General features: G+C 67.0%; 11 protein-coding genes and 1 pseudogene. 8 read left to right on the top strand and 4 right to left on the bottom strand.

Annotated features, from left to right (window positions below; genetic code table 11):
* Positions 1 to 727 precede the first annotated feature (727 nt).
* Positions 728 to 3,007, top strand: coding sequence for a hypothetical protein (locus QMK34_RS44640; protein WP_326420906.1), 2,280 nt, complete (start codon positions 728 to 730; stop codon positions 3,005 to 3,007).
* Between the two features lie 80 nt (positions 3,008 to 3,087).
* On the opposite strand, the gene QMK34_RS44635 is transcribed toward QMK34_RS44640, so the two are convergent.
* Complete coding sequence (locus QMK34_RS44635) at positions 3,088 to 3,822, bottom strand: DUF2786 domain-containing protein (protein ID WP_326420905.1); 735 nt, start codon at positions 3,820 to 3,822, stop codon at positions 3,088 to 3,090.
* Positions 3,823 to 3,915: 93 nt separating this feature from the next.
* Here QMK34_RS44635 and QMK34_RS44630 point away from each other — a divergent pair, with 93 nt between their 5' ends.
* Both QMK34_RS44630 and QMK34_RS44625 read left to right on the top strand, forming a co-directional pair.
* Positions 3,916 to 5,376, top strand: coding sequence for a phytoene desaturase family protein (locus QMK34_RS44630; protein WP_326420903.1), 1,461 nt, complete (start codon positions 3,916 to 3,918; stop codon positions 5,374 to 5,376).
* Positions 5,377 to 5,467: 91 nt separating this feature from the next.
* Positions 5,468 to 7,336: a Xaa-Pro dipeptidyl-peptidase gene (locus QMK34_RS44625; protein ID WP_326420902.1), complete on the top strand. Its 1,869-nt coding sequence runs from the start codon at positions 5,468 to 5,470 to the stop codon at positions 7,334 to 7,336.
* A gap of 705 nt (positions 7,337 to 8,041) precedes the next feature.
* Here QMK34_RS44625 and QMK34_RS44620 read toward each other — a convergent pair.
* Together QMK34_RS44620 and QMK34_RS44615 are read right to left on the bottom strand one after the other, a co-directional pair.
* Positions 8,042 to 8,611, bottom strand: a complete 570-nt coding sequence (locus tag QMK34_RS44620; protein ID WP_326420901.1) for a TetR/AcrR family transcriptional regulator — start codon at positions 8,609 to 8,611, stop codon at positions 8,042 to 8,044.
* The gene (locus tag QMK34_RS44615) at positions 8,590 to 9,393 is read right to left on the bottom strand and encodes an SGNH/GDSL hydrolase family protein (protein WP_326420900.1); all 804 of its coding nucleotides are present in this window, start codon (positions 9,391 to 9,393) and stop codon (positions 8,590 to 8,592) included. The genes QMK34_RS44620 and QMK34_RS44615 overlap by 22 nt, the downstream gene beginning before the upstream one ends.
* A gap of 126 nt (positions 9,394 to 9,519) precedes the next feature.
* Here QMK34_RS44615 and QMK34_RS44610 point away from each other — a divergent pair, with 126 nt between their 5' ends.
* A complete protein-coding gene (locus tag QMK34_RS44610; protein ID WP_326420898.1) occupies positions 9,520 to 9,867 on the top strand; it encodes a PadR family transcriptional regulator in 348 nt (115 codons plus the stop codon).
* On the top strand, positions 9,864 to 10,889 hold the full coding sequence (locus tag QMK34_RS44605) for a hypothetical protein (RefSeq protein ID WP_326420897.1): 1,026 nt from the start codon (positions 9,864 to 9,866) through the stop codon (positions 10,887 to 10,889). The genes QMK34_RS44610 and QMK34_RS44605 overlap by 4 nt, the downstream gene beginning before the upstream one ends.
* Before the next feature lie 18 nt (positions 10,890 to 10,907).
* Here the strand turns inward: QMK34_RS44605 and QMK34_RS44600 are convergent, their stop codons facing one another.
* Positions 10,908 to 11,444, bottom strand: coding sequence for a helix-turn-helix domain-containing protein (locus QMK34_RS44600; RefSeq protein WP_326420896.1), 537 nt, complete (start codon positions 11,442 to 11,444; stop codon positions 10,908 to 10,910).
* A gap of 101 nt (positions 11,445 to 11,545) precedes the next feature.
* Here QMK34_RS44600 and QMK34_RS44595 point away from each other — a divergent pair.
* From QMK34_RS44595 to QMK34_RS44585, 3 genes and pseudogenes are all read left to right on the top strand, one after another.
* Positions 11,546 to 11,743: pseudogene (locus QMK34_RS44595) on the top strand (DUF779 domain-containing protein); the annotation flags it as partial.
* Between the two features lie 97 nt (positions 11,744 to 11,840).
* Positions 11,841 to 12,524, top strand: a complete 684-nt coding sequence (locus tag QMK34_RS44590; protein ID WP_326420895.1) for an MOSC domain-containing protein — start codon at positions 11,841 to 11,843, stop codon at positions 12,522 to 12,524.
* Positions 12,514 to 13,116 carry a TetR/AcrR family transcriptional regulator gene (locus QMK34_RS44585; protein WP_326420894.1) on the top strand — a complete coding sequence of 201 codons (603 nt, stop codon included), beginning with the start codon at positions 12,514 to 12,516 and terminating at the stop codon, positions 13,114 to 13,116. The genes QMK34_RS44590 and QMK34_RS44585 overlap by 11 nt, the downstream gene beginning before the upstream one ends.
* Positions 13,117 to 13,238: the final 122 nt, after the last annotated feature.

Raw genomic sequence — 13,238 nt, 5'->3', positions numbered from 1 at the left:
GCCCAGGCCGCCCACCAGGCTCACGAAACACCCACCGCGCTGTCGTATGCCACGTCGGAAAGAACCCCAAAACGGACACAAGAGCCACAAACGCAACGAACCAAACAGGTTAAACAACAAGCTAAGACCAGGCTCCGGCTCCCAGCCGGGTCGACGACGGCACCGCACCGCCACGGCCTGCCGCCGGGCCGCCGTGATGCCCGGACGGTCGCGGGCGACTCCGTGCTGCTCGTCGGCCAACCATGCCTGGGAATGCTTGGCCGGATTCATCTGGTGACCCCTGGCAGACCGTGGCTCTGCCGGCCCGCGGACTCGATCGGTTCGAGATGCCGCATGCCGCGACTGTCGGCGTGGTCCGACCGACCGCCACGGTACGAGATCCGCTACCCATGGCCAGTCGAGGATCTACCGACTGTCGATGGGCCGAGCCACCCGCGCAGCCGACCCGCCGAGATGACACTGTCGCCGGTCACGAATGCGCGGCGCACTCCAGCCGGTCACCTCGCTGGATCCACTGGTGTTGTGCTCGATCGGGCGAAAGACGCGACTCGGGTACCAGTGAGCCAGCCGCGCTCCTGGGCGGTCCTTGTCCAACGAGTAGTGCGTTGCCCCCTTGGGCATCTTCGGTTGCACGATAGTGTGCGCATCGACTTCTTTGGACCACAAACCATAGGCGCACGATGGCAGCAATGATCTGTGACCGAGATCGTCCACCGGAGGGTAAGCCATGGGACCCGTCGTACAGCCCATCATCCGCAAGTATATCACCATCTTCGACACCTCATCAGTGCCGATCAAGGCGCAGTTTCTGCCCCTGTTAGCGACTTCATCGAGCAGTCAGGGAAATGTGCCGTTCGTCAGGTTTCTGACCAGGTACAACCAGCGTGCTTCCAGCCTGAACGAAATGGCGGGTAGGCAAGACGCGGCCGGTACGTCTCAATCGATCGAGCTGGTTCGCCGTGAAATAGTCAATTGGCAGCAAATAGTTGACTTCAAATCTTCGGGCAGAGGATTATCGGAACAAGAGGAAGAATTCCTATCTGATATTGCCATAGCTTGCCAGCATGTGAATGATTCCTTGGATAACCTGGTCGAGGGCATGAAAGCTTGGCGTGCGGGCGATCCTGCAACAAGGGGAGAAGCTTCCAGGCGGTATCGCAATGTCGATGGCTTCCATGTAGACGATAAAGAGAAGGCTTCGGACGATCAAGGAGAATCGGATGTCGCTCCGCGTCCAGCCCGGCCGGCTGTCGAGTCTGACCTGGTCGGCGTAGAGTCACCGTACCCCGTGCTGTACCTGGCAGAATTGGCGAGTCTCGTCTCAAAGAATACGGCTGCCGCTGTGAAAAAGTACAACATCGCCGTGAAACACTTCAATAGGGCCGGGCCGCATAACCAGGGAACTCGTGATCAGGTCGCCCGCCTCCTGGGCTCGGTTGGCAATTGCGCACAGAGTGAACCTTCTTCGGAATTGGTAGACGTTTTGAGCGACGCCGTCGAATGTGTCAAGGGTCGCACTAAAGCATTGCTGACGAAGGAAAAAGGAAAGAGTGCAGATCGAGTACGCGTCGATGACCAGTTGGAGCCGGACGGTAGGGCAGGTCTTGTGCAAGCTCTGGGACCAGTGGTTCTTGCTATTTCTATTCCTTCCCGGCGCAGATTCCAGGCGGAGTACAATGATATGCCCGCCCTTTGCGATGCCCTGCGTGCCGTCGATCTCGACGAGGTCGGGCGCAAGTCAGGATCGAGCCTGGGTGGGGCGCTATTCCGGGTCATTGAAGGTGGTCGCCAAGCGGCACCGATCCAAGTGGTGGGTTCCTTTTATGCATGGGAATGCAGTTATGCTGAGGATCAGCGCAAGTACCTTGCCCAGGCCAGGCTTGTCGAGGAACTGGTGGCGTCTTGGAATGGCGAGTTGCTCGAGAGTGTCCTTCGGAATGCTGGTAATACCTGCGGATACTTCGTGGCGGGCAGTCAGGTCGTGCTATGTAAGCGACTCGCGGAGCTTGATCCCGAGTTGCGCTTGCTCAGAACCGCTGATCATGGGCTTTCTGCCGGGATGTCGCTGGAAAGAATGGACGCGACCGACGGTGTTGGAAAGATTTTCCGCGAGCACAACGATGGCGCCGTTCGAGATATCTTCCGAGTGTTTTCGACGACCGATGATCCCGCTGAGTTTAATCTGGTCAAAGCCGAGATCAACAAGGTGTATCCGCACCATCGCGTGCGGTCAATGGAATCCCCGGCCGAGGATGAGTCTGACGCCGGGCCTGACTCCAGCGTCAGCCGTGGTGAAGACTATAGGCCCAACGTCCTTATTCTGGCATCGTGGCCAAATAGTGAAGATGCGGGATATCGCGGGTTTAAGAGGATTGCCGGCGGCGGTTCCTACGATGAACTCCCGGAAGCGCTAGCTGGCATTGGCCTGCACGGGCTGTATGAGAGAATCTCTGAGGGTCTCGAAAAGGAGCGAGAATCTGCGTACCAGATCAGGGTCAAACTGAAGAACAAATCCATCGACGAAGCGCGGCCGCCAATTATCAACGAGGGCGGCTTGGAAGTGATGTTAAGCTCCTCCAGTGAGCGGCTTCCCACGGAAGAGGGTGAGCCGGAGGGCTGGTTGGACAAAATGATGGTCTCTCTCGTGCTTCACGAAGAGGCCGTGGAATCGGTGAACGCACGCGTGCTCGAAACTCTCGCGCAACGTAAATCGGAGTGTTATTTTATACAGGCGGGGACGTTTATCGCCTTGTCTGCCAGTCGTGAATTTGACGAATACGATTCGATGATTCAGGCGATGCTAAGAATTGCCGCCTATGAGGAGAACGCGAGGAGTTTGGCTCCGGCGAGTGGCTCCGATCATGTCGGCAAGATCGTCCGGATTTCTCACCGGATGCTAAAAGACGAATTCAAGGTTACGCCCGCACCCATCAAAAACAAGGATATTGGGTGGGTTACGGACCTTGTCGCCAAGTTCACAAATCGCAACGCTTACGTTGAGAAGTAGCACTGGAAGTGTGGACGTAGCTGGGACGACCCGGCGACCGCGGTGCCTTTCAACGGCTTTCGCGGTACCCCGAGTTCTGTTCAGCGGGCGGGCAGGGCCGTGCGGCGGCCGGTGAGGCCGGTGGTGTTGAGGTTCGCCTTTTCGCCCGCGAGGTGGCCGTCGAGGTAGCCGCTGCCGGTCAGCCTGCGCCGCGGCGCTGAGCGCAGGTCGCCGAACTGCTCTTCCCACGCGTTCTGCACCACCGCCGTGCGGTCCTGGACCACCAGTGCGGCAGAGCGGCCGCCGGAGGGGGTCGTGTGGGTCCTGGCGGCCGTGTCCTCGCTGCGGCGCAGGCGCTCGTAGACCGCGCCGGAGAAACCGTGCAGCCAGGTGCGCCGGTAGGCCGCCAGTGACTCGCCGCGGAACACCCTGTTCCCGGGGCGGACCCTGGTCAGCTGGGTGGTCGCCTGGAGCAGCAGGCTGGTGTAGAGCAGCTCGACCCGGTCGAGGTCGGAGCGGTAGCCGAACACCGTCACCGCTTCGACCGTCTGCCCGTAGCGGTGCAGCAAGGCCCGGCAGCGCAGCGGATGCGCGATGTTCGTCAGCAGGTGGGCCTTGTCCCTGCTGTACGGGTTGGTGAGGTCGATCTTGACCGTGGTGATCTCGTCCGGCGTGGCGCCGGAGGCCGCCAGCATCGCGCGATCGATGCCGTAGCGGGCGATCAGCTCGGCTGCCTTGGTGTTGTACAGCTCGGCTTCGGCCTCGGTGACCGCCGGATCCTCAGCCTTGGCGAGGAGTTTCCGGACGCGTTCGAGCGTCGTGTCCTGATCGGGCATGGCCCCCCTTCCTGGTCGGGTTGGTGAGCACCTTCATACGCGAGGGGTCCGACAATAATCGATCAGGTGTTCGCCTGGCGGTAGGGTGGGGTGATGATCGCCAGCGCGGCGCCGGACGTCGCGATCGTGGGGTCCGGGCCCAACGGCCTCGCCGCCGCCGTGCTCATGGCGAGGGCCGGGCTTTCGGTCGAGGTGCACGAGGCCGCCGACGAGCTCGGGGGCGGGCTGCGGTCGGCGCGGCTGTTCGATTCCGCTGTCGTGCACGACGTCTGTTCCGCTGTGCACCCGCTGGCGGCCGCGTCGGCGTTCTTCCGCGGGTTCGGACTGGCCGCGCACGGGGTCGAGCTCTGCCTGCCCGAGATCTCCTACGCCCACCCGCTCGACGGCGGCCGCGCCGGGCTGGCCTTCGCCGAGCTTGGCCGCACCTGCGAGCGGCTCGGGCCCGACGGCGACCGCTGGCGCAGGCTGATGGGGCCGCTGGTCGAGCGCAGCCGGGAGGTCACGGACCTGCTGCTCGGCGATCTCCGGCACCTCCCGCGTGACCCGCGGGCCGCCGCGCTGCTGCCCGCCCGGCTGCTCGCGGTGGGCACCGCGCTGGCGGGGCGCCTCTTCCACAGTCCGGAAGCGCCCGCGATGCTCGCCGGGATCGCCGCCCACGTGATGACGCGGCAGCCCGCGCTGCCCTCCGGCGGCGTCGCGCTGATGCTGGGGCACCTCGCGCACTCGACGGGCTGGCCGATTCCGCGGGGCGGGAGTCAGCGCATCGCCGACGCGCTGGTGGCGGATCTCGTCGCGCATGGCGGCCGGGTGCACACCGGCAGCCGGATCACCGATCTGCGTCGGCTCGCCCGCTCGCGCGCGGTGCTCCTCGACCTCGCGCCGCGTGGGCTGCTCGACGTCGCGGCCGACCTGCTGCCGACGGGGTATCGGCGCGGCCTGGAGAACTACCGGTACGGCACGGGCGCGGCGAAGGTCGACTTCCTCGTCTCCGAGCCCGTCCCGTGGGCGGTGTCCGAGGTCGGACGGGCGGGCACGGTGCATCTCGGCGGGCCGCACCAGGCCGTGAACGCGGCCGAAAACGCCATCGTGGCCGGAAAGGACCCGCTGGACCGGTTCGTGCTGGTGTCCGAGCCGATGGTCGCCGACCTGTCGCGCGGGCTGCCGGGCAAGCGTCCTGTCTGGGCCTACTGTCACGTCCCGAGCGGGGATCCGCGGGATCGCACCGAACTCGTCCGGCGGCAGATCGAGCGGTTCGCACCGGGCTTCTCCGACACGATCCTGGCGAGCCGGAGCGTCTCGGCGGCCGAGCTGGGGGTCTACAACCCGAACTACGTGGGCGGCGACATCGGCACGGGGAGCACCGACCTCCGGCAGCTCCTCGCGCGGCCCGTCCCGCGCTGGAACACCTACCGCACGCCGTTGAGCGGTGTTTATCTCTGCTCGGCTGCGACTTCGCCGGGTGGCGGGGTGCACGGTATGGGCGGGCTGAATGCCGCGAAGACGGCGTTACGCCGGGAATTCGGCATTCGCGAGCTTCCCACCGGTTGGGCTTGAACGACCTAAGTCGGTTGCGGGTGAAGTCCTGGCAGGCCAGTGTCGGACCCAGGATTCGGCAAGACCTGGAGGATTGATGCGGAGTTTGCGGATGCTCGCAGCCTTGGGGCTGGCCGGCGTGACACTGATCAGCATGGCGGTGCCCGCGTCGGCGGTCGCCGAGCAGGCGCGGGCGGTGGTGATCCGTGACGGCGAGACGAAACCCGTCTACGACTTCGCCAAGGCCGTGCGCGAGCAGGTCTTCGTCGAGACGCCGGTGGACAGCGATCGCGACGGCAAGAAGGACAGGCTGTCCGTCTACGTCACCCGGCCGAAGGAGACGGACGGCTCGCTGAAGGTCGCCAGCATCGTCGAGCCGAGCCCGTACTTCGGCGGCACGCTCGACACGGAGTACCACCCGGCGGAGGTCACCGACGTGCCCCGGCTGACGCCGTGGGACCCGCCCACCGGGCCACAGCCGCCGGTCAGCTACGGCCGCGTCTACTACGACAACTACTTCGTTTCGCGGGGCTACGCGGTCCTGTCCGCGAGCACGCTCGGCACCGGGGACTCCGAGGGCTGCCCGACGGCGATCGGCACCGACGAGAAGATCGGCATGAAGACCGTCGTCGAATGGCTGACGGGCAAGGCCAAGGCGTTCGGCGCCGACGGCAAGGAGATCAAGGCCTCCTGGTCCACCGGCAACGTCGCGATGGCGGGCAAGAGCTACGACGGCACGCTGCCGGTGGCCGTCGCGAGCACCGGTGTCCCCGGCCTCAAGACGATCGTCTCCATCTCGGGCATCGCCAGCTGGTACAGCTACTACCGCGCGAACGGCGCCGTCGTCGCGCCGGGCGGCTACGTCGGCGAGGACGCCGACCTGCACGCGAAAGTCGTGCTGACCCGCAAGAATCCCGAGAAGTGCGCCGCGCCCATCCATGAGATGGAACAGGCGATGGACCGGGTTTCCGGCGACTACAACGCCTTCTGGAACGAACGCAACTTCGCCAAGGACCTCGGCAACTACCACGGCAGCGTGTTCCAGGTCGCCGGGATCAACGACTGGAACGTCAAGCCGAAGAACTTCTCCGACCTGTGGACGGCGTTGGGGGACCACAACATTCCCCGCAAACTGTGGCTGCACCAGGCCGGTCACGACGACCCGCTGTACGTCGCCGAGCAGTCCTGGCTCGACGCCGTGCACAAGTGGTTCGACCACGAACTCTACAACGTCCACAACGACGTCCTGCGCCAGCCGAAGGTGCACTTCGAGACCGCGCCGGGCAAGTGGACCGACTACCGCGACTGGCCCGAGCCAGGCGCACACGACGTCACACTTCGCCTGGGCGCCAACGGTTCTCAGGCCCAGCCGGGCACACTCGGCGGGTGGCCGTCGGGCTTCGGCCGTCGTCAGAGCTTCATCGACGACCCGGCGCGCACGACGGACAGCCTGGTCGCGGCCCAGGACAAAGCCGACCCGAACAGGCTCCTGTACGTCTCGGACCCGCTGCGGCGTGACGTGCGAGTCTCTGGCGCGCCCGAGATCAGCGTCCGCGCATCGGTCGACGGTAAATCCCCCTACCTCAGCGCGTTGCTGGTGGACTACGGCAAGGACGACCGCATAACCGGCTTCGGCCCAACGGACAAAACCTGGTGCTTCGGCGACACCGCGGGAACGGACTCAGGCTGCCGCCCCCGGTACGCCTACACAACAGCGCCGAGCGACTACGCGGTGATCAGCCGAGGCTGGCTCGACGTCCGAAACCGACACTCCGCAAGCGTAACCGAGCCCATCAGCCCCAACCAGACCTACAAATTCGACTGGAAACTAGAGCCCCGCCAATACCAACTAAAGGCCGGCCACCGCATAGCCGTAATACTCCTGGTAACCGACCGCGACTACACCCTCCACTACCCAGCAGGCACAAAAGTCTCAGCAGTACTGGGCGAAAGCACCATAACCATCCCCTTCGCACCCTAGACAACTGACCCTGAAGGCCACCTTCACGGCGTAAAACGCCGTGAAGGTGGCCTTCAGGGTCAGTCCGACCCGAGTCGCGGCCGGGCAAGGGCCGCCAAGACCCAGCCACACCACCAACCCCTAAACCTGCCCACACCACACATCACAAACCCAGCCACACCACCAACCTCTAAACCCAGCCACACCACACATCACAAACCCAGCCACAACACCAAAAACAAAACCCGACCAAAGCTGTTCGCCCCAGCCACAGCGTCTCCCCGAGCCCTGCGAGGGGAGACTTCACCGCCGCGCGCCCTCTTTTAGGGCCGCCAGGCCCTCCCAACTCGCGACGGTAGGTCGCCCCCTTTCAAGCAAAAGCCGCACTTACGCTGGGAGTCGGGGCGGCCTGGCGGCGCGAGTTTGTGAGCGCGCTGGCCAAAAGACACAGGCTTCTAACCGTGTCTCAGGGCTCAACCACGGGTCGGTGGTTGGGTCCAAAGGTGCGGCTAGAAGCCTGTGTTTATTGGCCAGCGCGCTCACATAATCGCGCCGCCACCCCGGCCCTGGTTCCAGCGTAAGTGCGGTTCTCGAGGACGGGGCCGGGGTGCCGTCGCGATTCTGGACGGCCTGGCGGCCGTGAAAGAGGGCGCGCGGCGGTGAAGTCTCCGCTCGCAGAGCTCGCGGAGACGCTGGGGCTGGGGCGAACGGGGTGGGAAGTCCAGCTCAGCCCAGGTACGCGTCGAGTGTCACCGCGAGGGCCATCTCCGGCGAAGACGCGAAGCTCGCTCCCGCCAGCCCGCCCCACAGCCACAGCTGGGCCAAGCCGTGCAGGGACGCCCAGAGCGAAGCCGCGAGCAGCCGTGCGTCGGTCCCGGGATGCCAGCCGGGGTCCTTAAGGTCAGTCTGCAGGTCTCCGACGAGCTCCGCGAACAGGTCGAACACCGCGCTGCTCTGGGTGATCAGCTCGGGCTCTTCCGGGTCGATCAGGTCGCGGCGGAACATCAGCTCGAACATCGCCGGGTTCGCCAGCGCGAAGTCCAGGTAGCTGTGGCACGCGGCGATGAGCCGCTGCCGGGGCGTGCCCGCCGGAAGCAGCGTCTCGCGCTCACGCAGCTCGACGAAGCCGAGGGCCGCGACGGCGGAGAGCAGCTCCGCGCGCCCGGTGAAGTGACGCAGCGGCGCTCCGTGAGAAACACCCGCGGCCTTCGCGATGCCGCGCAGCGTCACCGCTTCCACGCCCTGCTCGGTGAGCAGCCGGGTCGCGGTCGTGATCAGGCGTTGCCGTGGGCCCATGCGTCCGCTTCGCTCAGGTGCACCGGCAGCAGGCCGGGACGTTTGGGCAGGAAACCGTCGCCGGGCTCGCGGCCGATGAGCCGGTTGCGCGCGCGGGTGACGGCGACGGGCAGTACCTCCTGGTAGAACCAGCGCAGGTCGGCGCGCAGCCCGGGACGACTCGCGACGCCGGACAGCGGCTCGAGCCAGTCCGCGTCGAAGCCGATGCCGAGCCGGTCGAGCACGTGGCCCGCCAGGCGGCGGTGGCCAGGCTCGGACAGGTGCAGCCGGTCGGGGCCGAAGTAGCGGGCGTCGTGCGCGGCGTGGTCCGGCCACAGGTCGACGAGCACCGCGCCGTAGCTGACGGACGCCTCTCGGATCGCGTCGTTGAGCGCTTCCAGGCGCGGGCGCATCCGGGCGCCCAGCGGCATGCGGTGGGAGATGTCGCTCATCGTGAAGGTGACCACGGTCGGCGCGAGCGAGGTGCAGGCGCGGATCGCGGCGTCGGCCCGGCGGGCGACGGTGCGCGCGTCCCAGCCTCGGCTCATCACGTCGTTGCCGCCGCCGAACAGGGCGATCAGGTCGGGGGCGAGGCCGGACGCGGTCGGCAGCTGCTCGGTGAGGATCTGGTCGAGCCGCCGGCCGCGGACGCCGAGGTTGGCGTAGCGGAAATCCGGCTCGTCGGCCGCGAGGCGACCGGCGACGAAGTCCGCCCAGCCGCGGAACTGCCCACCCTCGGGGTACGGGTCGTCGAGCCCCTCGGTGCAACTGTCGCCGAGCGCGACGAAACGTTGGTAACCCATCCAGCTCTCCGTAACCACGAGTTCATCTTGTAGACACTGTCTATCAACTTTTGTAGACGGTGTCTACTCGTGGTTCGTCACATCGACTGCTGGTCAAGATATATCGGCTTACGATATATTGAGCCCATGCCACCCCGCACGATGACCGAACAGGCCTTCTTCATCCTGACCGCGCTGGTCGGGGCGCCCCGGCACGGCTACGGGATCGTCGGCGAGGTCGCCGGTCTGTCCGGCGGCCGCGTCCGGCTCAAGGTCGGCACGCTCTACGGCGTGCTCGACAGGCTCGCCGGGGACGGCCTGGTCGAGCTGGATCGCGAGGAGGTCGAACAGGGAAGGCTGCGCCGCTACTACCGGCTGACCGACTCCGGCGGCGCCGCGCTCACCGCCGAGGCCCAGCGGCAGGCGGCGAACGCGCGGGCCGCGTCGGACCGGTTGCACGGCTGGCGACCGGCCGGGCAGGGCGGTGTGTCGTGAGCGACCTCGAGAGCCGGTACCGCTCGGTCCTGCGGCTGCTTCCCTTGTCCTACCGGGAAAAGTGGGCGGACGACATGGTCACGACGTTCCTGGACTCGACCCTGCCCGAGGAGCTGGAGGAGGCCGAGTACGTCGCGGAGTTCGGCCGTCCGGGCCGCGCGGAGGTCGCCAGCGTGGTGGCGCTCGCGGTCCGGCTCCGGTTCGCGGGTTCCGCCGGGCCCGCCCGGTATTCCGCCTGGGGCGGCGCCGTCCGGCTGGCGGCGCTGGCCGGACTGCTGGTCAACGCGGTGTCCGGGGTGATCGGCGTCGAGCTGCTGTACTGGGCCGACGGCCGGGTCCCGTGGCTCGGGACGCCGCCGGTGCGGCAGCTCGGCGGTCCCGCGCAGGCGACGTGGGCGCTCAGCGGTCTACTGTGGACGTTCGCGTTCCTGTTGCTGCTCAACGGTCATCGGCGGGCGGCCCGGATCGCCGCCGGGCTGGGGCTGGTGCGCGGCCTGTACGCGGCCGTCGCCGCCATGATCGACTCGGTGAGCACGGGAGCTCCGCTCTTCTTCTTCAGTCATTGGCTGGAGCTGGCGGTAAGCGCGCTCGTGGTGCTCCTGCTGTCCGCGTTCCACTCCGACGCCGAGCCTGTGCGGCCCCGCTGGTGGCTGGTCGCGCTGGCTGCCGCCGTCGTGCTCAACCCGATGCCGCCGCTCATGGCGTTCGCGCGTCCGGACTTCACTGTGCCGCTGGACTGGACGGGTCTCTGCTGCCTCGCGCTTGCCGCCGGGGGCGTGGCGTACCTCGCGATGCCGTCGTGGCGGACGCCGTCGAGGACGTTGGCGCTCGCCCTGCTGAGCGCGGGGGCGTTGGTGCTGAGATTGGCTCTGCTACTGGACTTCGCGACGTTCTCCGGGCGGATGGACCTGGGCGGCGCGACACTGCCGGTATTCGGCATCGAGGCGGTGCTGGTGCTGGCCGTAGGAGTGACGGCCGGGATGCTCGCGAGCCGCGCGGTGCGCCCGCTCGGCGTCCGCTGAACCGCGGTGCGCCGCGGGTCAGAGCCGGGCGCGGTGGTTCAGCGCGATGGCGCGGCGCGGATCGTCGGCGGGCAGGGCGAGGCAGAGTTCGTCGACGACGGCCAGATCGTCCGCCCCGCAGGAGGTCTCCCAGAACGCCCACAGCGCGCCGGGGTCCCGGCTTTCCAGCACCACGCGGCGCACCAATGCGGTGAGCGACTCGCGCTCCTCCCGCACGGCAGGTGACTCGGACTCGGGCAGCAGCGGCCCGCGGAAGGCGCGCAGGAAGTCGGCGTCGACCTTGGCCGAAAGCCGGTAGTGCCGAGTCTGCACGACGTTTGCGCCCAGCTGGAGGCGCGGGCGGTGGATTTCCGCGCGCACGGTCACCGGGTTGCCGCTTTCGCCGTAGAACAACAGGGCGAGCTTCTCCACCGAGAGTCCGCCGGGATGCAGGGCGAGCAGGGTGAGGATTTCCGCGTGCCGCACGGTGAACGGGATCTCCCGCCCGTCGAGGCGGATCGTCGCGACGCCGTCGGAGAGGAACTCGCAGGTCAGCTTCGGCCGGGGCGACGGCACACGGGAACCCAGGCGCAGCAGGAAACCTTCGGGTAGCGGATCGACCGTGCCGAGCCGCCCGTCCGGCAGCGTGACGGTGCCGCCGCCTGATGTCCACTATGGACGGAAGAGCGCCGATGTGTTACCCGAAGGGCGAGTTCAAGACGGGCGTGTACGACGTGCATCTCGGTGACCTCGGCGTCGAGGGCATCGTCCCGGGCCGCGGCAGCGGTTTTTCCCCGGAAGCGCCCGAAGGCGTACGTTTCCTGATCCGCTGCCGCCTCTTCAGCGACGAAGAGTCGGCGGCCCTGAACGGCTGATTGCCTCTGAAGGCCACCATGAGGGACTCTAGCGCCCTCATGGTGGCCTTCAGAGGCAATCACAAAGTGTACGAACGATCGTGCTATTGTTGGTCGTATGGAGCTGAGGGACGTGTTCGTTGGCAGGCCGAGCGTGCTCGGGACGGAGCGGGGCACACCGGTGCTCAGTGCGATCAGCAAGGCCAAGGTGGCCGCGAAGAGCCTTGAGCTGACGGAAATCAACCTCGACGGCGACGACCAGGCCGATCGGACCGTGCACGGCGGTGTCGACAAAGCGGTTTACGTCTATCCCGCCGAGCACTACGCGGCTTGGGCGTCGGAAGGGTTCGAGACGGCCGTCGGCGACTTCGGCGAGAACCTGTCGGTGACCGGCGCGGACGAGGACACCGTGCGCATCGGGGACGTCTGGAGCTGGGGCGACGCGTTGCTGCAGGTGTGCCAGCCGCGGACGCCGTGCTTCAAGCTCGCGATGAAGACGGCCCGCAAGGACGTCATCCCCGGCATGATCGACTCCGGCCGCAGCGGCTGGTACCTGCGCGTCCTGCGGCCCGGTGAGGTGCCGACGTCCGGCGTCCTGGCCCTCGCCGAGCGCGCGGACGGGCCGACGCTGACGGAGGTGTCCACGGTGGCTTTCGCCAACGTCACGCAGCTCGACGCCGAGCGTCGCACGGCGTACTTCAAGCTGGCCGGCAAGGTACTCGCGAACCCCGACCTCTCGGCGCAGTACCGGCACGGCGTGCGCACCAAGGTCGAGCGCTGGGAGACCCGGAATGCCCGTTGACGGCAGGCTCGTCCGTGGTGACGCCACCCGCCGGACGGTGCTCAAGCGGGCGGCGGACGTCGCGTCCGTCGAGGGCCTCGACGGATTGTCGATCGGCAGGCTCGCGGCCGAGCTCGAACTGAGCAAGAGCGGTGTGTTCGCGCTCTTCGGGTCCAAGGAGGAGCTGCAGCTCGCGGCCGTCCGGTTCGCCGGGGAGGTCTTCGCGGCGAGCGTCGTCGGCCCGACCTCGGAGGTCGAGCCGGGCATCGGCAGGCTGCGCGCGCTGTGCGAGAACTGGCTGGACTACTCGCGGCGCCGGATCTTCCCCGGCGGCTGCTTCTTCTTCAACGTCGGCGCCGAGTTCGACGCCCGCCCCGGCAAGGTCCACGACGCCGTCGCGGACGCGAGCCGCGGCTTCGCGGCGTTCATCACCGGCTGCGTCCAGGAGGCCAAGGACCTGGGTGAGCTCCAGGCGGACGTCTCGCGGCTGGCCTTCGAGCTGCACGCACTCGGCCGCGCGGCCAACGCCGACGCGGTGATGTTCGGCGGCACCGAGCCCTACGACGTCGCCCGCGCCTGCATGCTCGACCTGCTCACCGCCGCCGCTGCCTAGGAGGCTGCTGAATATGGGTGGTTCTGGGGCTGACTGCCTGAGACGTCCGAGGTGCGGACAGTGAGCGTAAGGCCGTGACGCGAACCGTCCGGATCGTGAGAGGGCCTCTGGAGGGCTGTTGA

The sequence above is a fragment of the Amycolatopsis sp. H20-H5 genome (assembly GCF_035828755.1).
Classification (GTDB): domain Bacteria; phylum Actinomycetota; class Actinomycetes; order Mycobacteriales; family Pseudonocardiaceae; genus Amycolatopsis.
This window is presented reverse-complemented; position numbering and strand designations above follow the sequence as displayed.